Raw genomic sequence first — 21,410 nt, 5'->3', positions numbered from 1 at the left:
CACCGGCGCGGACCTCAAGTTCGCCCTCGCCGCCGCCGGCTATCCGGCCGGCGCCGCGCCCGAGGCGATCGACTGGGTCAAATTGTTCGGCTGGCTGCTGGTGTTCGTCATCGGTGCCTGCGCACTCTACGGCCCGCAGGCCGCCGCTTTGGTCGAGATGTTCCCGACCCGCATCCGCTACACCGCGATGAGCCTTCCCTACCATATCGGCACCGGCTGGGTGGGCGGCTTCCTGCCGGTGACCAGCTTCGCGCTGGTGACCATCACCGGCAATATCTACGCCGGCCTATGGTACCCGATCTTCTTCACCGCACTGCCGATCGTCTGCGCGCTCCTCTTCATGAAGGAAACCAACGGCAAGCGGCTCGACTGAGCTATCCGTGGCATCCGCGCCACACTAGGGCACTTTGGTTGACGCTTTGGTCAGGATGATGCAGCGCAGGTTCAGCCAATGCGCTATATTTGGACGGCTCAACATCGGGGAATTGCCGTGATTTCAACGACCTGTAGATTTGCTCTTCTTGCCGCCGTGGTCGGCGCGACACCGGCTTATGCCAGGAAGCGGCCGGAGCCGGCCCCCGTCGCCGCCCCCGCTCCGGTGGTCATTCGGAGCTACACTCCGGTCGACCGCTTCTATTCGGCCCGCAAAAACGCCGTTCTGTGGATGTCGAACCGCGAGGCACAGGTCGCGCTGATTCAACTCCTGCGCGATGCGCCGATTGACGGCTTCGCGCGGGGACCCCAACTGGCGGGACAGATAGAAGCCGCGATTGCTGGCGCCCCGAGTGGCGGAGCAGCCGCTGCGACCATAGCCGAGCGTGCGATGTCGACCGCGCTAATTGACTATGTCCAGTCGCTTTACGCCCCGATTCCGGGGATGACCTACGGCAACAAGTGGGTTGGACCCCGCACGCCTAGCGGCGAATCGATCCTCGCTGGCGCCGCCCGCGCTCCGTCGCTACCCGCCTACGTCCAGTCGGTGTGGAACCTCAATCCGGTCTATGGGCAACTGCGTCAGGCGGCGCTTGAGGAAGCCAAGCTGCCCGATGGCGGCCAGTCGGCGCGGCTGGCGCTGAACCTGCCCCGCGTGCGCTTCCAGTCCCCATCGAACAAGTTCGTGCTGGTCGACATCGCCTCTGCCCGCCTGTGGATGTACGAAAATGGCGTGCCCGTCGACACGATGAAAGTCGTGGTCGGTAAGAATGAGGTCGATCCAAAGAGCAACGGCAGCCTTCGGACGCCGATGATCGCCAGCGTGATGTATTACGCCATCTACAACCCTTACTGGCACGTCCCGGATCATCTCGTTCGCCTCAACATTGCGCCGGCGGCGGCAAAAATTGGACCGGGCGCGCTTAAGGGAAACAAATATGAGGTGGTCGACAGCTGGTCAGCAAACCCGATCATCCTCGATCCGAAGACGATCGACTGGAAGGCGGTTGCGGCCGGTACGGCTCATGCTTTGCTTCGCCAAAAGCCGACCGGAGGAAACTCTATGGGCAAGATGAAATTCCCGTTTGAAAATGGGTTTGGCATCTATCTTCACGACACGCCCCACAAGGAATATTTCGCCAAGGCCGACCGGACCCTCAGCAACGGCTGCATCCGCCTCGAACGCGCCGCCGATTTCGGCACCTGGCTGATGGGCCGCCCGGCGCGGCCCGAAGACACCAGCGCCGAACTGACCGTTCCCTTCCCGCAGGGTGTGCCGGTCTATGTCACCTATTTGACCGCACGACCGGAAACCGGCCAGATCGCCTATGCCAAGGACGTCTACGGCTGGGACTCGCCGTCCCCGACCCAAGCCGTCGCGCTCGGCGGACAGTAACCGCGCGTCCGACTGACCGGGCCAGCGTTCATCAATCCGTCGAATTGGCGCTTGCGTCCGCGCTACAAATGTAGCATGACTACAAATGTAGCGCGGAGAATCAGCTCATGCTCAATCGATTGCCACCTCGTGAACGCCAAATCGTGGACCTGCTCTATGAGCGCGGCGCGATGGCCGTCGCCGACCTGTGCGACGCGCTTCCTGACCGCCTCAGCGGATCGGCCATCCGGGCGATGCTCAAGCGATTGGAGGATAAGGGGTTTGTCCGCCGCGAGGAATCAGAGCGCGGCTATTTGTTCGAGCCCACTATGTCCGACGCCCAGGCGAGCAAGTCCGCGCTAAGCGGCGTGGTCAAGACGTTCTTCAACGGCTCGGCGGCGGGGGCGGCGACGGCGCTGCTCGGCATGTCTGGCCGGCTCGATACCGACGAACTCAACGAGCTTGAGGCGATGATCGCCAAGGCCCGCCAGGCGAAGAGAACCTAGCCATGGAAATGCTGTTAGGCCTTGGGGTCAAGTCGTTGCTGATCGCCGCCGCGACGTTGCTCCTGCTCCACGTTACTCGCAATCGCTCGGCGGCCGAAAGGTCGTGGATCGCGCACCTCGGCCTGTTCGCGCTAGTCGCGCTTCCGCTGGCCAGCCTTGTGCTCCCTGCGCTGCATGTCGCCCGACCAGCGATGCTGATCCCGTCGCCTGAAATCGAGGCGACTGCCCCCGTTGGTACGCCCACGCCGCTGTCCTCCACGGCCGCCGGATCCGCGCCGTACACGGCAATTCCGGTCGCGACGCAGCAAATCAGCTCGGCCGATTGGGCGCCGTACGCTTACGCCGCGCCCGTGGTCGCGCTGCTGCTGATCACCATGATCGCCCTGCTGCGCCTGTTCGCGCTCAGGGCCCGCGCCCAGGTACTGGTCGATCCCATATGGCTGAGCGCGCTTGCCCATGCCCAGCGTCGCATGGGCTTCAAGCATGGCACCGCACTGCTCACCAGTTGCGAGCTGTCGTCGCCGATTAGCTGGGGACTGATGCGCCCGGTCATTCTGCTTAATGACGAAGCGCTCGCCGCTTCCGACGAGGCCGAGGCGATCATCGCCCATGAGCTCGCCCATGTCGCCCGTCTCGATTGGGCCAAGCTGATGCTCGCGCGAGTCGCCACCGCCGTATTCTGGTTCAACCCGCTGGCGTGGGGGCTCGCTCGCGAAGCCCATCAGCTGCGCGAGGAAGCCGCCGATGACGCGGTGCTCGCCGCCAATATCTGCGATACCGACTATGCCCAGTTGCTGGTTGGGATTGCCCGCCACGAATGCAAGGGCCTGTTGCTCGGCGCGCACGGCGTCGCCCCGAGCAAGGATTCGCTTCGCCGTCGGGTTCGCCGAGTGCTCGACGCCAGCCTCGCGCGCGGTCCCGCCGCCCGTTCCTGGATCGCCGGCTTCGCCGCTGGCATGTTGGTGATGTCCGCGCCGCTCGCCGCGCTGACCTTTGCGCCCAAAGCACAGTTTCCCGAGGACCGGCTGGCCGAAGCCCGAGTAAGGCAGGGCAAGGCGCTGATCAGCGCGGTTCAGGCCACGGAAGCGGTTGGCCCGGCCGTCGACCGAGCCGTCGATCAGGCCGTTTCCGGCGCGGTCGCATCGTCGGTCGCCGTCGCCGCGCGGGAGACCAGCCTTGAGGCCAAGCTCGCTGACGCGGAGGATCATCGCCGAGACGCCAGGATTCGTGTCGCCGCGCACGCGACCAGCCTTGAAGCCAAACTGGCCGACGCGGAGAATTATCGCCGAGACGCCAGGATCCGTGTCGCCGCGCACTCGACCAGCCTTGACGCCATACTCGCCAACGCGGAAAATCATCGCGGAGAAGTCCGGATTCGTTCGCGCGATCCGATCGACGCCGCGATCAAGATGAAGGTGCTCGGCATCACCCCCGAATATGCCGCGGCGATACGCGCCTCCGCGCAGCGGTTCCGCAACCTCGACACGGGCGAGTTAATGGCACTGAAGGTCCAGGGCGTCACCCCGGAATTCATCCGTGCGCTGGCCGACGCCGGCTATAACAACGCAGGTGCCAAAGAGATCGGAAAGGCGGCCATTCTGGGCGTCACCCCCTCCTACATCCGTGCAATCGCCGCATCAGGCCATCGCGGCCTGACTTTGAGCGAGCTGTCGAAGATGCGAATCTACGGAGTAGGCCCTGAAGACCTCGCTCGTCCTCCCGAGCCTCCCCAGCCGCCGCCCGGTCGGCGACACCGACCCTAGCCCGGCCCCAGCCGATCCAATTCCGAAGTTCCGGGCATCCCCCAGGGGATGAACGGGAGAGTTTTGCCTCCGACAACCGAAGGAGAATTGCCGTGAACCGTGCCCTTGCCCTGCTCGCCGCCAACGCCTGCACCGCACTCGCCATTTCGTCCGCCTGCTTCGCCGCCGATTGGTCCACGTCGGATTTTCACCTGGGCCCGGCCGGCAGCCCAAACACGGTCAAATTAAGCATGAAGCATCAGGCGGGAAACCAGTCGGGAAACTGGTCGCAGCAAATCGCGCTGCCCGACCTGCCCGGCCTCAGCACCGCCCAGCTTGCGGCGCCCAGCGCGACGCCGATCCGCTTTACACTGACGCGGCCGGCCGGGCGTTTCGACTGCAGCGGCTCGGCTCGATCCTCTGAAGGCACCGGCCGGTGCGGGTTTGCTGCGGACCAGGCTTTTTCGGCGATGCTCGTTCGTCGCGGCCTTGGCCGCCCCAATCTTGAGCAAAGCTACAATTTGGCGATGAGCAACTTCAGGCCCGAAGTGCTCGACGCGCTCGCCGCCGCCGGATATCCGCGCCCAACCCTCGACCAAAGCGTCGCGCTCGGCATCTTCGCGATCGATCCTGCTTACGTCCGCGATCTTGCCTCCGCCGGCTACCGGCTTGGATCGGTCGACGAGCTCGTCGGCTTCAAGATTCACAAGGTCAATCCCGATCTGATCCGCGCCTATCGCGCGCTTGGCTACCGGCAGATCGATGCCCACGACCTGATGGCCATGGCGATCCACCGGGTCACGCCTGACTTCATCAGGTCGTTCGCCCGGATCGGCTATCGCAACCTGCCGCCCAACAAGCTGGTCAAACTGCGCATCTTCGGCGTCACGCCGGAGGATGTCCGCGCTCTCCAGGTCCAAGGTGTCGCCAGCCCGTCCGCCGAACAGCTCGTCCGGCGGCGCCTCACCGGCCTCGAACCACGGCGGCGACGCTAATCGCCGACCGACGCCGCCGGGTGTTTGAACGCCTGGGCGGCCGCCTTGCACGGTCAGATGGCTGGCCGGCGGTTTTTGTTGGAGAGAGAAAATTATGCTGTTCCCGTTGCGTAATCATAGGGCGAGATTGCTTGCCGGAATCGCCTTGCTTTTGCCGGCCACCGCCCCCGTCGTCGCGCAGGTCGCGCCGACTGCCGCCCCGCCAGTAGCGACACCTGCAGCCCCACTGGCGACGCCCGACCAACGGCGGGTTTACACGACGGCCGACTTCGCGCGCTTCGCCCCCAAAACCGCCTACGACATGCTGATACAGGTTCCCGGCTTCACCATCCGCACCTCCAACCAGGAGCGCGGCCTTGGCCAGGCGTCGGAGAATGTCCTGATCAACGGTCAGCGCATCGCCAACAAATCGGGCGGCGCGATCGACGAGCTACAGAAGGTCAGCGCCGGCAATGTCGAGCGGATCGAGGTCGTCGAAGCCGCCCAGCTTGGCATCGCCGGCCTCTCGGGACAGGTCGCCAACGTCATCGTCCTGATGAAGAATAAGGCCAGCGGGCAATTCGAATGGAAGCCCGACTTTCGCGCCCATTATGCCAGACCGAACCTGTTTCGCGGCTCGGTCAGCTATTCGGGCAAGAAGGGACCGGTCGATTATACCTTCTCTGTCAAAGATCAGGCCGGGCGCGGCGCCTATGGCGGCCCAGTCCTGATCTTCGATCCCGCCGGAACCAACGTCGAGACGCGCCATCAGATTATCCACTCCGAAAGCGACCACGTCACCATGTCGAGCAAGTTCAAGCTCGACGGCCCCGGCTCATCGGTCGGCAATCTGACGCTGGCCTACACGCCGTATTGGAGCCCGTTTCATTCCGACGAGCGGCGCGAGCGGCTCGACGGGGACGACCGTCAACGATCCATCGTCCAGACTCTCGCCGGCTATTATGTCGACCTCAGCGGCGACTATGAGCTCACGTTCGGCCCAGGACGGCTCAAGCTGATCGGCCTGCGTCACTTCGAACATCAGCCGGTCGTCACCACCCAGCTGACGCGGTTCGACAGCGGCGCGCCGACGACGGGACTGCGGTTCGGCCGCGACTCGCGCATCGGCGAAACCGTCGGTCGCGCCGAATATGGCTGGAAGGCCGGCAAAAACGACTGGCAGCTGTCGCTCGAGCGCGCCTTCAACTCGCTCGACCAGCGCGGCGGCCTGTTCGTGCTAAGCCCGGTCGGCGAATTCGAGGAAGTGCCGTTCCCCGAAGGGAGCGGCAAGGTCCAGGAAGTGCGTTACGAGGCGATCGGCACCTTCAGTCGGCCGTTGGGCACAAAGCTCGACCTGCAAGTCGCCGCCGGAGGCGAGATTTCCAGGCTCGAGCGGGTCGACGGCGATCTGCCGCCGCGCAAATTCTTCCGTCCCAAGGGGAGCATCACGCTGGGCTGGCGCCCGGCCAAGGGGTGGGACACAAGCATCAAGCTGCGCCGACGCGTGGGTCAAATAAGCTTCTACGACTTTCTTGCGCAGCCCAATCTCAGCCAGGACCGCGAGAACAGCGGCAATCCCGACCTCGTCCCGCCGCAGAGCTGGGAGATCGAGACCGAGGTCGGGCGAGAACTTGGCCCGTGGGGCAAGACGCGCCTCAAGCTCTACGCCCACCGCATCGAAGACATCATCGACATTATCCCGATCGGCGAGGATGGCGAGGCGGTCGGCAACCTGCCGAACGCGACGCGATTCGGCGGCGAATGGACAAGCACATTGCTGATGGCCCCGATTGGCTGGATGGGCGCCAAGGTAGACCTGTCGTTCGGCTTCGAAAACACCAGCGTGCGCGATCCGCTGACCCACGAGAAGCGGCCAATCAGTGGCACCCGCGACCGTTGGGCGAAAATTTCGTTCCGCCACGATATTCCGGGAAGCAAGATCGCCTGGGGCGCCGCGGCCAGCCACCAGCATTATACCAAATCCTTCTACCTCACCGAGGTCAGCCGCAGCTGGGAGGGGCCGGTGTTCGCCGATCTGTTCATCGAGCACAAGGACTTGCTGGGGCTGACTGTGCGCTTCACCGCCGGCAATCTCTTAAACGCCCGCCACCGCTTCGATCGCGTCGTCTATGAGGGCCGGCGCGAGCGCGACCCGGTGGCTTTCGTCCAGAAAAACAACCAGCTGATCGGACCGATTTTCAGCCTGTCGGTCCGCGGCAACTTTTAATAGCGACGGGCGCCGTGGTCAGGGCGCCCAGTGAATGTCGATCGGCTGCTCGGCCTCGGCTAGCACCCGGCCGATCGGCAGCTTTGAGCTTTGCCCGTCCTTGATCGCCTGCTCGAGCAGGTCGCGCTTGTCCTGACCGGTGATGGTGATCAGGATGGTTCGCGCGCTAAGGATCGCGGCGCGGGTCAAGGTCACGCGCGCTACCGGAACTTCGGCCGGCATCGGGTCGGGCATCACGCCGATCGCGCGCCGCGCTCTTGGCGCATCCAGCGCAGACTGGAAATCGGGCCCGGCGAAGATCGACGCGGTATGCCCGTCGCTGCCCATGCCGAGCCAGACGAGGTCGGGCGGCCACGACAAATCCTGCAGGCGCGCATCGGCGCTGTTCCCGGCCAGCTTATAATCGGCGATGTCGCCGGTGATCGGAATGACCCGCGCTCCCGCGGGGATGAATACCTGCGCCAGCGCGCGAACATTGCTCAGCTCGCTGTCCATCGGCACCAGCCGCTCGTCGCCGGGGATGATCGTCACCCGCTTCCACGGCAGCACGGCGGCCGCCAGCTTGGCGTAAATCGGCTTGGGAGTGTTCCCGCCCGGCATGGCGAGCAGAGCGGCGTTTCGCGCTTCCAGCGCGCTTTCGACGATGAAGCCGATGTCACCGGCGACCGCGTCGGCCATTTCCTCGATGTTGTCGTAATCCCAAAATTCGGCTTCAATCATGCCAATGCACTCCGTCGCGTTCGGTCAGCGCGATGGCGGCCGACGGCCCCCAACTTCCCGCGCCATAATTGCTGGGGCTCAGTCCCGCCTCTTCCCAGGCGGCGCGCACCCCGTCGATCCATTGCCATTGCGCCTCGACTTCGTCGCGGCGAACGAACAGGGTTGGATCGCCCTCGATCAGGTCGAGCAGCAGCCGCTCATAGGCGATCCGCCGGCGATGGTCGGCGAAAGCGTTGGCCAGACCGACATCGAGCGGAACCTCGCGCAGGCGAATTCCGTCGCGATCGAGGCCGGGCGTCTTGGCCATCACCAGCAGGCGGATATTCTCCTCGGGCTGGATCGAGATAATCAGCTTGTTGGCCTTGGTTTTCGCCCCACGCTTGGCGAACATCGAGTGGGGTACGCATTTGAACTGGATGAATATCTCGGTTTTGCGCTCGGGCAAACGCTTGCCGGTGCGCAGATAAAACGGCACCCCGGCCCAGCGCCAATTGTCGACATGCGCCTTCAGCGCGACGAACGTCTCTGTCGTCGAGCTCTTGCCGAGTTCGTCGGCGTAAGACTTGACCGGCTCGCCACCCACCGCGCCGTTGCCATATTGGCCCGTGACGACCTGCGCTGCGACATCGCTGGCCTTGATCGGCCGCAGGGAGCGGAGCACCTTGACCTTCTCGTCGCGCACCGCGGTGCCGTCGAAATCGGCCGGCGGCTCCATCGCCACCAGCGCGAGCAATTGCAGCATATGGTTCTGAACCATGTCCCGCAGCGCCCCTGCGCCGTCGTAATAGCCGGCACGCCCTTCCAGCCCGACCGTCTCGGCGACGCTGATCTGGACATGGTCGATGTGGCTCGCGTTCCACAGCGGCTCGAAGGTCGAATTGGCGAAGCGCAGCGCCAGGAGATTCTGCACCGTTTCCTTGCCGAGATAATGGTCGATGCGGAAGGTTCGCGCCTCGGGAAAGGCGGCGGCAACTGCGTCGTTGATCTCGCGGCTCGAGGCGAGGTCGGAACCGAGCGGCTTTTCGAGCGCCAGCCGGACCGTGTCGCCGGTCAAGCCAACGCGGCTGAGTCCGGTGATGATCGGCTCGAACAGCGTCGGCGCGGTCGACAGGAAGATGGCGAGACCCGCGTCGGCGTCGATCTTCGCCGCGAGACGGTCAAAATGATCGCCTTGCGAAGCATCGAGCGCGACGTAGCTCAGGCGTTCGACAAATTTTTGGCCCGTCTCGGCCTGATAAAAGTCTGCTGGTACATGCTCGGCGAGCGCCTCCACCGCGGACGCGCGGAAGGCGGCCTCGTCGAGGTCGCTGCGCGCCGTGCCGAGGATGTTGAGGTCGTCGGGCAGCAAGCCATCGGCGTGCAGCCCATAGAGAGACGGCAACAACATCCGATGCGACAAGTCGCCGGTTGCACCGAACAGCAATAACGTCTTCACCTTGTCGCTCATCGCAGCCTCCCTAGCCGCAACCGCGCCGACTTGCGAAGGGTTGATTGGACCGGCCGCACTTTGACCTGCGCATCATTGAAATTGCAGATAGCCGGCCCATGCGACGACCGGGCGTCCGCTCTCATCGGTCGCCGGGCGGAAGCGCAGCCGGGTTTCGACCAGCCGGCAGGTTTCGGCGTCGATTGCCGGAATGCCGCTCGACAAGTTGATCTTGCAATCGGTGCCTCGCCCGTCGAGTTGGACCCGCACCGCGACCGCGACCCGCGCCCCGCGCGGCCAGATGCGGCGCAGCTCGCCCGGATAATCGCGGCCGGTGAGCGACGGGCTAGCCAGCCGCGGTCGCGTGCCGATGCCGCCGATTCCGCCGCCGCCGGAACCGCTGCCCGATCCGCCGCTGCCCGTCCCCGTACCGGACCCACCGGCGCCGGTGCCCGGTCCGGGAACCGGCGACGCGCCCTGGGTCGGCTCGTTACCAGTATTCGGGGTTGGACTGACCGGGATCGGTTGCGGGATTGGCAGCACGATCGGCGGTTTGGGCGCGGCGACGGGAGTTGCCTTGCTTTTGATGTTCTGCGGCGAGGCGGCGCCTTCCTCCTTCTTCGGTTTCGGCTGCTCGGGCAGCTTCTCGACGACCGGCGGTGGCGGCGGAGGCGGCGGGGGCGGGTCGGTGAGATCGAACACGTCGATCACCTCCTCGGGCAATTGCTCGCGCACCGTCCCGGACAGGTTGACCAGCGCGAACGCCAGCGCGACGTGGACGCCGATCACCAGCGCAAGAGCGAGCGTCCGGTCCCGGATCGAAGGGCGTGGCTGGTACATCCCCTCCTTCAACGCCACGGCGGGGAGCAAGGTTTCGTCGCGGAAACGATCGCTAGACCGTGCCGTTGCGTGCGACCAGCATCCGCGAACTTTCGCTCGCGGCGATCTTCGCGCCCGGCTGGAGGTAGAGGCAATCGCCGGGTCCGGCCCGCTCGCCGTCGCCGGTTTCGATCTTGCCCTCGACCGGGATCAGCCAACTCGGCTCGTCGCTTGCCGCAATCAGCGACGCAACCTCGGCGCCGCCACCCTGCCACAGCCGAAACAGGGGCCCGTCGACCAACTGCTGCAGCCCCGCGGTCGCCATCCGCCCCGATCGCGGATCGGCGTAGGGCTCGGGCCGCGACACCGCCACGCCATCGTCGAGATGGAGCTCGCGCGGGCGGCCATAATCATAAAGGCGGTAGGTGACATCGGCATTCTGTTGCACTTCGATCAACGAGATGCCCGCGCCGATCGCGTGCACCGTGCCCGCCGGGATGTAGAAGAAATCGCCGGCGCGAACCGGCTTCCAATCCATCAAATTCTCGATCTTGCCGTTCAGCGATGCCTCGCGAAGCTCGTCGAGCGACAACGGCCTGATCGTGCCGATGCCGAGCTTCGCGCCCGGCTCGGCCGCGACGATCGCCCAGCATTCTTCCTTGCCCGACTTCAGGCCTCGGTCATTCGCCTGTTCATCATTGGGATGGACCTGGATCGACAGCCGCTCCGATGTGAACAGCCATTTGATCAGCAGCGGCAGCGGATCGCCTGGCCGGTCGAACCATATCTCTCCGATTTTCTTGCCCCCGGGGTAGTCGAAACCCTGCGGCAGCTTGTCAACGCCCCACGGCTTTTCGACTTCGACTGTGTTCAGCAACATCCGATTTCCCTGCAATAAGCGCGTCAGGACATCAACGCCGCCCCGTCCTGCGCGGTTGCAGGCTTTCGCCGCGTCCCGGCCTTGAGCGAAGCGACAAATTGCTCGATTTCGCCCGGCGATGCGCCGTCGGCCACCCTTCGGACGATCGCCGAGCCCGAGATCACGCCCGCCGCCCCGCTGCCGATCGCCTCGGCAACGTGCTCGGGCGTAGCGATGCCGAAGCCGAGCACGGGCGGCGGCGCCCGAGCCTCGTCCAGCGCCGCGAACAACTCGCCATGATCGAGCGTCAGCTGCTGGTCGGCGCCGGTCACCCCGGCCCGCGCAACGCAATAGGTATAGCCCGACGACAGCTCCGCGATCCGCCGGAGCGTCGGCGCCGGTGTGTTGGGCGCGGCGATCATTACCAAATCGACCCCTACCGCCTTGGCCGCCGCCGCATAGGGCGCCGCCTCGATGCTCGGAACGTCGGCGATGAGCAGGCTATCGATCCCGGCCGCGGCCAGTTCCGCGAAAAACCGCTCGATTCCACGCGCCGCAACGATATTGGCATAGGTCAGAATGCCGATCGGAACCACGGCGTGACGCTGCCGAAATTCGGCGACCATGCGCAGGCAATCGCCGGTCCGCACGCCTGCGTGCAGGGCTCGTTCGGCCGCCGCCTGGATCACCGGCCCGTCGGCGACCGGATCGCTGAATGGGATACCGAGCTCGACCATATCCGCCCCGCCCGCGACCAGCGCATCGAGATATTCGCCACTAGCATTCGGCCCGGGATCGCCAAGCATCAGGAAGGCGCCCAGCGCCCCCTCGCCCGTCGCGCGGCACCGCTCGAACATCGCCGTGTAGCGGGTCATGCCATTGCCCCGAGGAGGGTTTGCGCTTGCGCCATGTCCTTGTCCCCTCGTCCCGACAGATTGACGAGCAGCATCGGCTGATCATCGCGTTCCTCGGCGAGCCTGAGCGCATGGGCCAGCGCGTGGGCGCTCTCAAACGCTGCGACGATGCCCTCGCTCCTCGCCAGCGCGACGAACGCGGCGAGCGCTTCCTTGTCCTCGCAACCGACGTACGAAGCGCGGCCGATGTCCTTCAAATGGGCGTGCTCAGGCCCGACTGCGGGATAGTCGAGCCCGGCCGAAATCGACCAGGTGTCATCGACCTGCCCGTCTTCGTCCTGCAACAGCAGCGTTTCCGCGCCGTGAAGGATACCCGTGCGGCCGCGCAAAAGGGTGGCGCCATGCTCGCGGCCTTCAAGACCCTTGCCCGCGGCCTCGACCCCGATCAGCTCGACGCCCTCATCGGCGATAAAGTCGGAGAAGATGCCGATCGCGTTCGACCCGCCGCCGACGCAGGCGATCACCGCATCCGGTAACCGGCCTTCGATTTCGAGGATTTGGGCACGCGCCTCCTTGCCGATCACCCGCTGATACTCCCGCACCATTAGCGGGAAGGGGTGCGGACCGGCGACCGTGCCGAGCAGATAATGGGTGTCGGCGAAGCTCGCGGTCCAGTCGCGAAGGGCCTCGTTGACCGCATCCTTCAAGGTACGCCCGCCGCCGGTCACCGGCACCACCTCGGCGCCCATCAATTCCATGCGGAAGACATTGAGCTTCTGCCGCTCGACGTCGTCGGCGCCCATGTAGATGCGGGTCTTGAGGCCGAACAGCGCGCCGGCAAGCGCGGTCGCGACCCCATGTTGCCCGGCGCCGGTCTCGGCGATCAGGCGGGTCCTGCCCATCCGCTTGGCAAGCAAGCCTTGCGCCAGCACCTGATTGGTCTTGTGCGCCCCGCCGTGGAGCAGATCCTCGCGCTTCAAATAGATTTTCGCGCGACCCTTGCCGAGATTGCGGCACCGGGTGAGCGGCGTCGGCCGTCCGGCGTAGGTGGTGAGCAGGTTCGACAGCTCGGCGTTGAAGGCCTCGTCTTCCTGCGCATCTAGAAACGCCGCCTCGAGCTGTTCGAGCGCGGGCACGAGGATTTCGGGAACATAGGCCCCGCCGTAGCGGCCAAAGCGGCCATCCATCCTCATGCGTCACTCCTCGACCCGGCCCGCAGCGCATCGAACAACGCGCGCACCTTGGCTCCGTCCTTGATTCCCGGTGACGCTTCGGCGCCCGATCCCACGTCGATCCCATAGGCCCCAAGCCTGCTCGCTTCCCGCGCATTCACGGGCCCGATCCCGCCGGCCACGAAGGCGGCGGACAAATCGTCGCGCCGTTCGATGCGGCTCCAGTCGAACGCGCGACCGGTCCCGCCGCCATCGCTGTCGAACAGGGTCCGGTCGGCTCCCGCCCGGGCGGGCTGCACGTCGTCGCCAACCCTGCACACGGCCCAAAGCTCAGTCTCCGGGTGTAGGTCTCGACGAAGCTCGCCAATATCCCGCTCGCCCTCGCGGCCATGCAACTGCACCGCGCCAAGTCGCAATTCCTCGGCGACCTTCGCTACCTCGCGCGGCGCTACGTCGCGGAACACGCCCACCGGTTGTAGTCCTAACTCGCGCGCGCTTGCCGCGAGTAGCCGCGCCTGTTCCAGCCCGACGTGCCGCGGCGTACCCGGCACCAGGATGAACCCGGCATGGGTCGCCCCGGCGCCTGCCGCCAGCACCACGTCCTCGGTCCGCGTCAACCCGCACAGCTTGACCCGGCCATGGACCAGGGCTCGCGCCGCCTCGGCGATATCGAGTGCCGCCATCAGCGCCGATCCGACGAGGAAGGCATCGGCGTGGCGAGCCAGCCGCTCGACATCGGCACGCGAAGAAATGCCCGATTCCGAAATCACCAGCACGTCGGCCGGCACTAGCGGCGCCAACCGCTGGGTCACAGCGAGGTCGGTCTTGAGCGTCTTCAAGTCGCGATTGTTGATCCCGACGATCGCGACGCCAAGCGCGAGCGCTCGCGCCAACTCCGCCTCGTCATGGACCTCGACGATCGCGTCCATTTGTAGGCGCTCCGTCTCGGCCAGTACCGCTGTCGCGCCAGCATCGTCGAGCACCGACATCATGCACAGTACCGCGTCGGCACCCGCCGCGCGTGCCTCGCTCACCTGCGCCGGATCGACGATGAAATCCTTGGCCAGGATCGGCCCGTCGAAGCGCACGCGGACCGTCCGCAAATCGTCGAGCGATCCGCCGAAGTCCGGGCCGTCGGTCAACACGCTGATGGCGTCGGCGACCGGCGCATACGCGGCGGCCGCCTGCTCGACGCTAACCCCGCTCCGATGCCCCGACGGCGAGGCGCGCTTCACTTCCATGACAAACCGCGCACCGGGTCGCGCCAACGCCGCACGAAGAGACCGCGTCGTCGGCACCGCCTCGATGGGCCCGCTGAGGCGGGCGGCCACTTCCCGGCGCTTCCGCGCGACGATCCGATCGAGAACGTCAACCACGGCTGGCCTCGACATAGGCGTCGAGCACCTTGCCCGCCTTGCCGCTCCTCAGCGAATCGCGCGCGAGCGCGGCACCCATTCGCACATCCTCGCTAAGACCTGCGGTAAGCAGCAGCGTGGCGGCATTGAGGATGACGATATCCTGCTCGGCCTGGCTTCCCTGGCCCGCCAGGAGATCACGCAGCCGCGCCGCATTCTCCTCGGGTCCGCCGCCGGTGACGACGCTCAGCGGGGCGCGCTCCAGTCCGGCGTCCTCGGGGGTCAGCTCGATCTCGGTCATGTCGCCATTCGACAGGCGGATCGCCCGCGTCTCGCCGTGCAGGGCGACCTCGTCGAGCCCCGAGCCGTGCACCACCAGCGCTTGCCCGACCCCCATGGCGTCGAGCGTCTGCGCTACCCGGCGGAGCATCTTCGGGTCGGCGACTCCGAGCAGCTGCACCGGGGGCCGCGCCGGATTGATGCACGGGCCGAGCAAATTCATCACCGTTCGCACCGACAGTTGCCGCCTGACGAGCGCCGCATGCTTCATCCCCGGATGATAGGCCGGGGCGAACAGGAAACAGAATCCGGTCTGGTCGAGCAGGGCGCGGGCCTTGTCGGGCGCCATTTCGATCGTCGCGTCCAGCGCTTCGAGCACGTCGGCCGACCCGCAACGGGAGCTGACGCTGCGATTGCCATGCTTGGCGATCGGCAGCCCCGATGCCGCGGCGACGAAGGCAGCGGCGGTCGACACGTTGATCAGCCCCGACCCGTCGCCGCCGGTGCCGCAACAGTCCGCGTAAAGAAAATCGGGCCGCTCGAACGGCAGCGCCGCCGCCGACAGCGCCCGGGCCGCGCCGATCATTTCGTCGGCGGTTTCGCCCTTCATTCGCAGCGCGATCAGCATCCCCGCGATCTCGGCCGGCTCCAGCTTGCCGATCACCAGACGTTCGAACAGATGCTCCGCTTCGTCGCTGGTTAGGTCCTCCCCGGCGAGCAGCTTGGGCAGCGGGTTGGGAACCGGGCCATGGTCTTCGAGCGGCAGCGGAGTGGTCGCAACGGCGAGATTGGTGGCTTGATACATTGGGGAATTCCTTGCGTGGGCAATAAAAAGCCCGCCGGAGGGGCGGGCTTCGAAATCGTCGGTTGGCGGTCGTCAGATCACCAGCCGCGCCATCGCGCCGCCGCAAGGAATTGTGCGCGCCACCACCGGCCGGTCGTCGAAGGAAGTGCGTTCGCGCTCATGCCGCGACCTTTCCCGGCTCGACCGCGCGAGTCAACCCGCCAAACGCGATCCGGCGCGCGTCGGCCCAGGAAAGAATGGCGCCGAGCAGACGGTCGCCCATCGGCGTGAGGATCGATTCGGGGTGGAACTGCAGACCGAACTGGCCTTTGGCCTCGTCACGCACCGCCATCGCCATGCCGTCGAGCACGGCATGGACCCGCAGCCGATCGGGCACCTCGTTCAGGGGCGTGCACAGCGAATGATAGCGCCCGACTCTGAGCGGGCTCGGCAATCCGGCAAACGGCCCGTCGCCGTCATGATCGATCGCCGAGCTTTGACCGTGGCACGGCTCATGCGCGCGCACGACGTCGCCGCCCGCGGCCTCGACGATCGCCTGATGGCCGAGGCAAATGCCAATTAGGGGGACCACGCCTGCGGCCATCTCGATCAGCTCCATGCAGCAGCCGGCCTCGTCCGGACGCCCCGGTCCTGGCGACAGCATCAGCAATGCGCCGAAGCGCAACGCGCGGTCGAGCGCATCCTCGGCCGCAATCGAATTGCGGACCACCTCGACTTCGGCTCCGGCCGCCCGGCATGCCTCGCCCAGATTGAAGGTGAAGCTGTCGCGATTGTCGATCAGCAACACTCTCATGCGACTACTCCCAGGGTTTCGAGCACGGCGCTCGCCTTGGCGCGGGTTTCGGCGGCATCGGCCATCGGGTCTCTAGTCGGCGACCACTCCCGCCCCGGCCCTAACTTCTGGCATCTCCCCTGCACCAATGCCGAGCGAATGACCACCGCGCTATCCATCGTTCCGTCGCCCGCGATCCAGCCGCCTTGGTCTAGCGCGCCGCGTAAAGGTCGCGGGCCAGGTCGATCGCGCCGGTCAGGCCGGGAGAGGGATCGACCAGGGTCGGCGCGCAAATGAACCGCGCCGCGTCGGCGTTCCACGCATCGAGCGCGTAGCCCGCCAGCAGATCGACATAGGCCGCGCGGACCTGCGCATAGAGGCCAGTCTGAGCCAAGACGCCACCGCCCAGAATGATCCGCTGTGGCCGGAGCGTGTAGCTCAAGTTGACGCACAGGCAGGCAATGTAATGCGCTTCGCGAGCCCACGCCTCATGGCCGGGATCAAGCGATTCCGCCCCAGCGCCCCAGCGGGCCTTGAGCGCCGGGCCGGATGCCAGCCCTTCGAGGCAGTCGGCATGATAGGAACAGATTCCAGCGAACGCCTCATCGTCGCGCGCTCTGGGAACCCGGCTATGGCCCGCCTCGACATTCGCCGCGCCGCCGCTTGCCACGCCATGATCAGCCACTCCGACGCCAATCCCGGTGCCGACCGTGACGTAGCACAACCGGTCGACGTCCCGCCCCGCGCCATGCCTCGCTTCGGCGATGGCCGCACAATTCACATCTGTGTCGATCGCGGTCGGTACGCCCAATATGCCGACCATGCGGCCGAGTATGTCGACCGACGACCAGCCCGGCTTGGGAGTCGTGATAATGCTGCCATAATCGGAAGAAGTGGGGTCGAGGTCGAGGGGCCCGAAACTGCCGATCCCGCCCGCCCGGAGCGGGCCGAACTCGGCGATGCCCGCGCCAAAGAATTGATCGATGTCGGCAAAGGTTTCTTCAGGCGAGCGGGTCGCGATGCGACATTGCGCGAGAATCGCCCCGTCTCCCCCCGCAATCGCGCACAATACTTTCGTGCCGCCCGCTTCAATCGCCGCAAACCGATTATCTGTTGTCATTGATAGACCATATTGGTTCCAAAATCCGTCGCATCAAAGTTGACTATGCCTAAACTGCAACAGGACAACAAAAAGTTTGCAAGCCTAGTTCCGCGCGGAACTCTGCATCCAACCAAACATTTACACCGTAACTCCGCTCGCACCGCCGACTGGGGTCGCGTAACGATGGGGTTTTCAGATGCTGAGATATACTGGGTCCCCCGTCTGCGATTACCCCGCGCCCCGACCGCTTGAGAACGATCTGGATTTTGTGATCCAATTTCCCGATCCGGCGCCGTTCGACCCCGCGCCGTGGCCGCCCTCGGCGCGCGACTTGCCGGAACCGCCAGCGCCTCCCCAACCTCTGATTGCAAAGTTACGGCGCTTCGTTCGGCTGGAGGAATGCGATCTCGATGCGCTGCGGAATTTGGCCGCATATCCCAAGAATTATCGGTCGGGCCACATCTTGATTCATGAGAATGCTGTTCCCGACCATGTCTATCTTCTCGTCCGCGGAATGGCCTGCCGCTACAAGCTTCTTCCAAGCGGGCAGCGACAAATCCTCGGTTACCTGATCCCCGGCGACCTTTGCGACATTCATTTCGCCACCCTCGGTCGGCCCGATCACAGCGTCTCATTGCTGGCCGATTCTGCGGCCGTCAAAATCCCGACGCGGCGGATCGTGGATCTGCTTGCAGACCATCCGCAGATAGAACGGGCGTTGTCGCTCGCCGCCATTCTCGATATTGCCATCCTGCGCGAGTGGCTGCTTAATGTCGGGCAACGCAATGCACTGCAGAAACTGAGCCACTTCTTCTGCGAGATGAAGGTCAGGCTGGAAGCCATTGGTGAAGTCAGCTTCGACGGATCGTTCGAGATGCCGGTCAACCAGTCGACGCTCGCCGACACCACCGGTCTGACCCCGGTCCATGTCAATCGAACGCTGCAACGGCTGCGCAGCGACGGATTGATTAAGCTTTGTCACCGGCGGCTGTCGATCCTCGACCCTGACCGGCTCGCGGCGATAGCGGAGTTCGACGCCCACTATCTACAGATTAGGCAATGCCAAAGGTGAGCGTTCCAGCCTGACTCCATGGTCCAGCGATCGATCCCGCCGCGGTCCCAGCGCGTCGCCGTCCTGTCGGCCGCGGTGGCTCTGCACCTTTCGCTCTTCGCGCTGTTGATTTCCATGGGCTCGGCTCGCCCGGCTCCCGCCGCCCGACCGGGGAGCTTTTCCCTGATCACTCTCACTCCTGAGCCGGCGACGGGCAGGCCGCCGCCGCCGGCGCTGCCCAGCAAGCTGGCCGATACAAAGCGCATCCTGACTGATATCGCCTTTTCGGACGAGCCCGACTCGACCGCTACCGCTGCCGCGGGCGGCTGCGCTACGCTAGAGCTCGTGCAGAAGTCGCTGATGGCCGATCCCGCTGCCATCGCCGCGGTGCTTCACACACCGGCGGAAAGCCGCTCAGTCGCGGAGGCTGTGGTCATCTGGAATGCCGGGTGGAGCGAAACTGCGAACACGCTTGACGCTCCGCTCGGTCCGGCACGCGATGCACTCGAGAAGAGCCTCGCGCCCCTCGCCGACGAATGCCTCGACGAGCCCGTCACCGGACCACGGCTTCTTCCAATTCCGGACGGCGACAATACAATGTTCCTCGTCATCGGATCGGGCAACTGGACCTGGCGCCAACTGCTGATCGGCGTCGATCCGGCAGCGGAGATGGCGGCTCGTCAAGCCGAGCCGCCCTCGGGCTCGCTATGGGACTGGTTTTGACCGGCGCAGAAAAATGCGGCAAATTGTTCGGGACAGTGGTCGGAGAAACGCGCACCGGCAGCCTTGATTAACCAGCGGCGTCCGGGCCGTCGAACCTGATTTCCGTCACCAGCCGCGTGCCGTCATCCTGACTAAGCTGGACGAACACATCGACGGTCGCCTTGATATAGTCGACCAGTTCGGCCCGGCCGAGTTCGGTTCCGGCTGATATGGACATCAGCGCCAATTGCTCAATCGCCCCCTCGGGCGAATTGGCATGAACCGTGGTGATCGATCCGGGGTGGCCGGTCCCGACTGCGCGAAGCCAGCTGATCGCCTCGGCGCCGCGCACCTCGCCCATGATGATCCGGTCGGGCCGCAGGCGCAGCGCCGCCTCGACCAGGTCGGCCGGCGAGACCGAAGCTTCGCCCAGCTTGCCGCGAACCGCGATCAGGCCGACGGCATTTTGGTGGTGCAGCTGAATTTCGGGCGTGTCCTCGATCAACACGAATCGCTCGCTGTCGGGCGCTTCCTTGAGCAGCGCATTGAGAAAGGTCGTCTTACCCGTCCCGGTGCCACCCGAAATGACGATCGTCCGCCTCGCCTGGACGGCAGCGGTCAGGAATTCAAACGTCCGGCCCTCACCTAAGAGGATGGCCAGCATATCGTCGGTCGCCCGCCGCTTGAGTGCCGCCTCACCCAGTCGGTCGAACGCTCCCGCATTTTCATAATCCGACAGCCGCAGGTCGGGCATGCTGTGCTTGCGAACGGCAACGATAATGTGGCCGCGCGTTGCCGGCGGCGCGCAAATCTGAATCCGGGCCCCGTCGGGCAGCGTGGCGGCAAGCAGCGGATGCTCGCGGTTGATGCCCTGGTCAGACGACGCGGCTATCTGCCGCGCCAGGCGCCACAGCGAAGAGTCGTCAAGCGCGGGCGCCTCATGCCGCTCGGTTCCGGCAGCGGTTTCCAGCCACAGTTCGCCCGGGCGATTGATGTAAAGATCGGTGACGTCACTGCGTCCAAGATAGGCGGCGAGCGGCGCTAGGAAGGCGTCGAGATAGACCCGTGGCGGCGCGTTCATCGGGCCGGCCCCACGCGGCTGAAATCGAGGTCGCGTGCGACGAAGATGCGCACTGCCGCGCCCTGCCGCGTGGTGATCGTCGGTGGAATGTCGGCATTGCCCGCTGCCTGGCTGGCGAGGCTCGAGGCCTGGCCGGCGCTGCCGACGAAGATCGTCGATCCGCCCGATCGCGAAGCGGCCGCGGCATTGATCCCGGCGCTGAGCACCGTCGTCAGAATCGCCCCGCCGAAGCGCTGAAGAAAGTGTCGATTGACCTTGCCGCCGATCCCGCCGCGCCCCAGCTCGTCGGTTGCGGGCGAGGCCAGTTCGATCGACACGCCATCGGGCCGGATAAGCCGGGTCCACAGCACGAAAACCCGCGACGCGCCTTGCGCCACACCCGATTTATATTGGCCGATGACGCGGCTTCCCGCCGGGATCAGCACCGCCGACCCGTCGAAGCTGCGCACGTCGCGCTGGATCACCGCGCGGGCATAGCCGGGCAGATCGGAGTTGAGCGCGGTCTCCATCACCGCGGCGACCACCGCGCCCTGCGGCACTAACCGGTCGAGCCCCGACATCCGATGCGCCCGGGCGACCTCGACCTCCTCATTGCCGACCCGTGTCGAGAAACGCTCGGTGTCCGACAAGTTGCGGTCTGCCGCTGGAGGATCCGGGGCGGGGGTGACGACCGTCGTCGACGTCGAGCCGCTCCCGGCATCGCTCCGCACTTCGACTGAACCCGGTGTGCGCTGGGGATCGGCCTGGGCAAGATCGACCACCAGCGTCGGCGCCCGCAACCGCTCGCGCATCGGGTCAGTCGCGACCGGTCGCGGACCGATTGCCGGTTCGAACCCCGTTTGCCGGGTAGGCGGCGCGGCGACCAGAGTCACCGGTCCGCTGTTGGGGATGAAGAAGCTGTTCGGTTGGGCGGGGGGCGGGATTGTCGTCGACTGGGCCAGCGGCGCCGGGGCGGTGGCCGTGGTCGCGGGTAGCGGCGGCAGCGCCGTGCCGCGATCCTGCTGGGCCGCGCGCGCGTCGGACAGCCATAAGAACACGCCAAGGCCTACCGCGGCGAGGGTCGAACCCACGACCGCCACGGGCGTCTTTCGCGACATCGCGGCGACTTGCGGGCGCTTGACGATAAGCAGATCGCTCATGGCTTGCCCCCGGTTCCG

Annotated in this window: 20 protein-coding genes and 1 pseudogene; 8 read left to right on the top strand and 13 right to left on the bottom strand. The window is 65.7% G+C overall.

Annotation, left to right across the window (positions count from 1 at the left end):
• From H0W65_RS08930 to H0W65_RS08905, 6 genes and pseudogenes are all read left to right on the top strand, one after another.
• Positions 1–373, top strand: a pseudogene (locus H0W65_RS08930) (MFS transporter); the annotation flags it as partial.
• 156 nt (positions 374–529) lie between these two features.
• Positions 530–1,828, top strand: coding sequence for a L,D-transpeptidase family protein (locus tag H0W65_RS08925; protein ID WP_294006626.1), 1,299 nt, complete (start codon positions 530–532; stop codon positions 1,826–1,828).
• A gap of 107 nt (positions 1,829–1,935) precedes the next feature.
• Complete coding sequence (locus tag H0W65_RS08920) at positions 1,936–2,313, top strand: BlaI/MecI/CopY family transcriptional regulator (protein WP_294006623.1); 378 nt, start codon at positions 1,936–1,938, stop codon at positions 2,311–2,313.
• Positions 2,314–2,315: 2 nt separating this feature from the next.
• Positions 2,316–4,076, top strand: coding sequence for a M56 family metallopeptidase (locus H0W65_RS08915; protein ID WP_294006620.1), 1,761 nt, complete (start codon positions 2,316–2,318; stop codon positions 4,074–4,076).
• A gap of 92 nt (positions 4,077–4,168) precedes the next feature.
• Positions 4,169–5,050 (top strand): hypothetical protein, encoded by an 882-nt coding sequence (locus H0W65_RS08910; RefSeq protein WP_294006617.1) that lies wholly within the window; start codon positions 4,169–4,171, stop codon positions 5,048–5,050.
• A gap of 151 nt (positions 5,051–5,201) precedes the next feature.
• Positions 5,202–7,256 carry a TonB-dependent receptor gene (locus tag H0W65_RS08905; RefSeq protein WP_294006614.1) on the top strand — a complete coding sequence of 685 codons (2,055 nt, stop codon included), beginning with the start codon at positions 5,202–5,204 and terminating at the stop codon, positions 7,254–7,256.
• 18 nt (positions 7,257–7,274) lie between these two features.
• Here the strand turns inward: H0W65_RS08905 and pgl are convergent, their stop codons facing one another.
• From pgl to H0W65_RS08850, 11 genes are all read right to left on the bottom strand, one after another.
• Positions 7,275–7,976 carry a 6-phosphogluconolactonase gene (gene pgl, locus H0W65_RS08900; RefSeq protein WP_294006611.1) on the bottom strand — a complete coding sequence of 234 codons (702 nt, stop codon included), beginning with the start codon at positions 7,974–7,976 and terminating at the stop codon, positions 7,275–7,277.
• Positions 7,969–9,423, bottom strand: coding sequence for a glucose-6-phosphate dehydrogenase (gene zwf / locus H0W65_RS08895; protein ID WP_294006608.1), 1,455 nt, complete (start codon positions 9,421–9,423; stop codon positions 7,969–7,971). Before zwf ends, pgl begins: the two co-directional genes overlap by 8 nt.
• 72 nt (positions 9,424–9,495) lie before the next feature.
• Positions 9,496–10,242 carry an energy transducer TonB gene (locus H0W65_RS08890; RefSeq protein ID WP_294006605.1) on the bottom strand — a complete coding sequence of 249 codons (747 nt, stop codon included), beginning with the start codon at positions 10,240–10,242 and terminating at the stop codon, positions 9,496–9,498.
• Between the two features lie 52 nt (positions 10,243–10,294).
• Positions 10,295–11,101: a type I phosphomannose isomerase catalytic subunit gene (locus tag H0W65_RS08885; RefSeq protein WP_294006603.1), complete on the bottom strand. Its 807-nt coding sequence runs from the start codon at positions 11,099–11,101 to the stop codon at positions 10,295–10,297.
• A gap of 23 nt (positions 11,102–11,124) precedes the next feature.
• On the bottom strand, positions 11,125–11,955 hold the full coding sequence (trpA, locus tag H0W65_RS08880; RefSeq protein WP_294006600.1) for a tryptophan synthase subunit alpha: 831 nt from the start codon (positions 11,953–11,955) through the stop codon (positions 11,125–11,127).
• Positions 11,952–13,127, bottom strand: a complete 1,176-nt coding sequence (trpB, locus tag H0W65_RS08875; protein ID WP_294006597.1) for a tryptophan synthase subunit beta — start codon at positions 13,125–13,127, stop codon at positions 11,952–11,954. Before trpB ends, trpA begins: the two co-directional genes overlap by 4 nt.
• Complete coding sequence (gene trpCF / locus H0W65_RS08870) at positions 13,124–14,482, bottom strand: bifunctional indole-3-glycerol-phosphate synthase TrpC/phosphoribosylanthranilate isomerase TrpF (RefSeq protein WP_294006593.1); 1,359 nt, start codon at positions 14,480–14,482, stop codon at positions 13,124–13,126. The genes trpB and trpCF overlap by 4 nt, the downstream gene beginning before the upstream one ends.
• Complete coding sequence (trpD, locus tag H0W65_RS08865; RefSeq protein WP_294006589.1) at positions 14,475–15,545, bottom strand: anthranilate phosphoribosyltransferase; 1,071 nt, start codon at positions 15,543–15,545, stop codon at positions 14,475–14,477. The genes trpCF and trpD overlap by 8 nt, the downstream gene beginning before the upstream one ends.
• A 157-nt stretch (positions 15,546–15,702) precedes the next feature.
• Positions 15,703–16,338: an aminodeoxychorismate/anthranilate synthase component II gene (locus H0W65_RS08860; protein ID WP_294006586.1), complete on the bottom strand. Its 636-nt coding sequence runs from the start codon at positions 16,336–16,338 to the stop codon at positions 15,703–15,705.
• A complete protein-coding gene (locus tag H0W65_RS08855; protein ID WP_294006583.1) occupies positions 16,335–16,496 on the bottom strand; it encodes a hypothetical protein in 162 nt (53 codons plus the stop codon). Before H0W65_RS08855 ends, H0W65_RS08860 begins: the two co-directional genes overlap by 4 nt.
• Positions 16,497–16,528: 32 nt before the next feature.
• Positions 16,529–17,437: an ROK family protein gene (locus tag H0W65_RS08850; protein ID WP_294006580.1), complete on the bottom strand. Its 909-nt coding sequence runs from the start codon at positions 17,435–17,437 to the stop codon at positions 16,529–16,531.
• A 250-nt stretch (positions 17,438–17,687) separates the two neighbouring features.
• Here H0W65_RS08850 and H0W65_RS08845 point away from each other — a divergent pair, with 250 nt between their 5' ends.
• Both H0W65_RS08845 and H0W65_RS08840 read left to right on the top strand, forming a co-directional pair.
• A complete protein-coding gene (locus tag H0W65_RS08845) occupies positions 17,688–18,491 on the top strand; it encodes a Crp/Fnr family transcriptional regulator (protein WP_294006577.1) in 804 nt (267 codons plus the stop codon).
• A gap of 18 nt (positions 18,492–18,509) precedes the next feature.
• Positions 18,510–19,193: a hypothetical protein gene (locus H0W65_RS08840; RefSeq protein ID WP_294006574.1), complete on the top strand. Its 684-nt coding sequence runs from the start codon at positions 18,510–18,512 to the stop codon at positions 19,191–19,193.
• 67 nt (positions 19,194–19,260) lie between these two features.
• On the opposite strand, the gene virB11 is transcribed toward H0W65_RS08840, so the two are convergent.
• Both virB11 and H0W65_RS08830 read right to left on the bottom strand, forming a co-directional pair.
• Positions 19,261–20,253 carry a P-type DNA transfer ATPase VirB11 gene (gene virB11 / locus H0W65_RS08835; protein ID WP_294006571.1) on the bottom strand — a complete coding sequence of 331 codons (993 nt, stop codon included), beginning with the start codon at positions 20,251–20,253 and terminating at the stop codon, positions 19,261–19,263.
• Positions 20,250–21,392, bottom strand: a complete 1,143-nt coding sequence (locus tag H0W65_RS08830; protein ID WP_294006568.1) for a TrbI/VirB10 family protein — start codon at positions 21,390–21,392, stop codon at positions 20,250–20,252. Before H0W65_RS08830 ends, virB11 begins: the two co-directional genes overlap by 4 nt.
• Positions 21,393–21,410 lie beyond the last annotated feature (18 nt).

Source organism: Sphingomonas sp., from assembly GCF_013816785.1.
Classification (GTDB): Bacteria; Pseudomonadota; Alphaproteobacteria; order Sphingomonadales; family Sphingomonadaceae; genus Sphingomicrobium.
Note: the sequence above shows the minus strand (reverse complement) of the source record. Positions and strands in the feature narration are given on the sequence as shown.

Coding starts and splice junctions, on each gene's coding strand:
- H0W65_RS08915 (WP_294006620.1), top strand. CDS start 2,316: ATGGAAATGCTGTTAGGCCTTGGGGTCAAGTCGTTGCTGATCGCCGCC.
- H0W65_RS08840 (WP_294006574.1), top strand. CDS start 18,510: ATGGTCCAGCGATCGATCCCGCCGCGGTCCCAGCGCGTCGCCGTCCTG.
- H0W65_RS08855 (WP_294006583.1), bottom strand. CDS start 16,496: ATGGATAGCGCGGTGGTCATTCGCTCGGCATTGGTGCAGGGGAGATGC.
- pgl (WP_294006611.1), bottom strand. CDS start 7,976: ATGATTGAAGCCGAATTTTGGGATTACGACAACATCGAGGAAATGGCC.
- H0W65_RS08890 (WP_294006605.1), bottom strand. CDS start 10,242: ATGTACCAGCCACGCCCTTCGATCCGGGACCGGACGCTCGCTCTTGCG.
- zwf (WP_294006608.1), bottom strand. CDS start 9,423: ATGAGCGACAAGGTGAAGACGTTATTGCTGTTCGGTGCAACCGGCGAC.
- virB11 (WP_294006571.1), bottom strand. CDS start 20,253: ATGAACGCGCCGCCACGGGTCTATCTCGACGCCTTCCTAGCGCCGCTC.
- H0W65_RS08860 (WP_294006586.1), bottom strand. CDS start 16,338: ATGAGAGTGTTGCTGATCGACAATCGCGACAGCTTCACCTTCAATCTG.
- trpA (WP_294006600.1), bottom strand. CDS start 11,955: ATGACCCGCTACACGGCGATGTTCGAGCGGTGCCGCGCGACGGGCGAG.
- H0W65_RS08850 (WP_294006580.1), bottom strand. CDS start 17,437: ATGACAACAGATAATCGGTTTGCGGCGATTGAAGCGGGCGGCACGAAA.
- H0W65_RS08885 (WP_294006603.1), bottom strand. CDS start 11,101: ATGTTGCTGAACACAGTCGAAGTCGAAAAGCCGTGGGGCGTTGACAAG.
- trpB (WP_294006597.1), bottom strand. CDS start 13,127: ATGAGGATGGATGGCCGCTTTGGCCGCTACGGCGGGGCCTATGTTCCC.
- H0W65_RS08920 (WP_294006623.1), top strand. CDS start 1,936: ATGCTCAATCGATTGCCACCTCGTGAACGCCAAATCGTGGACCTGCTC.
- H0W65_RS08830 (WP_294006568.1), bottom strand. CDS start 21,392: ATGAGCGATCTGCTTATCGTCAAGCGCCCGCAAGTCGCCGCGATGTCG.
- trpD (WP_294006589.1), bottom strand. CDS start 15,545: ATGTATCAAGCCACCAATCTCGCCGTTGCGACCACTCCGCTGCCGCTC.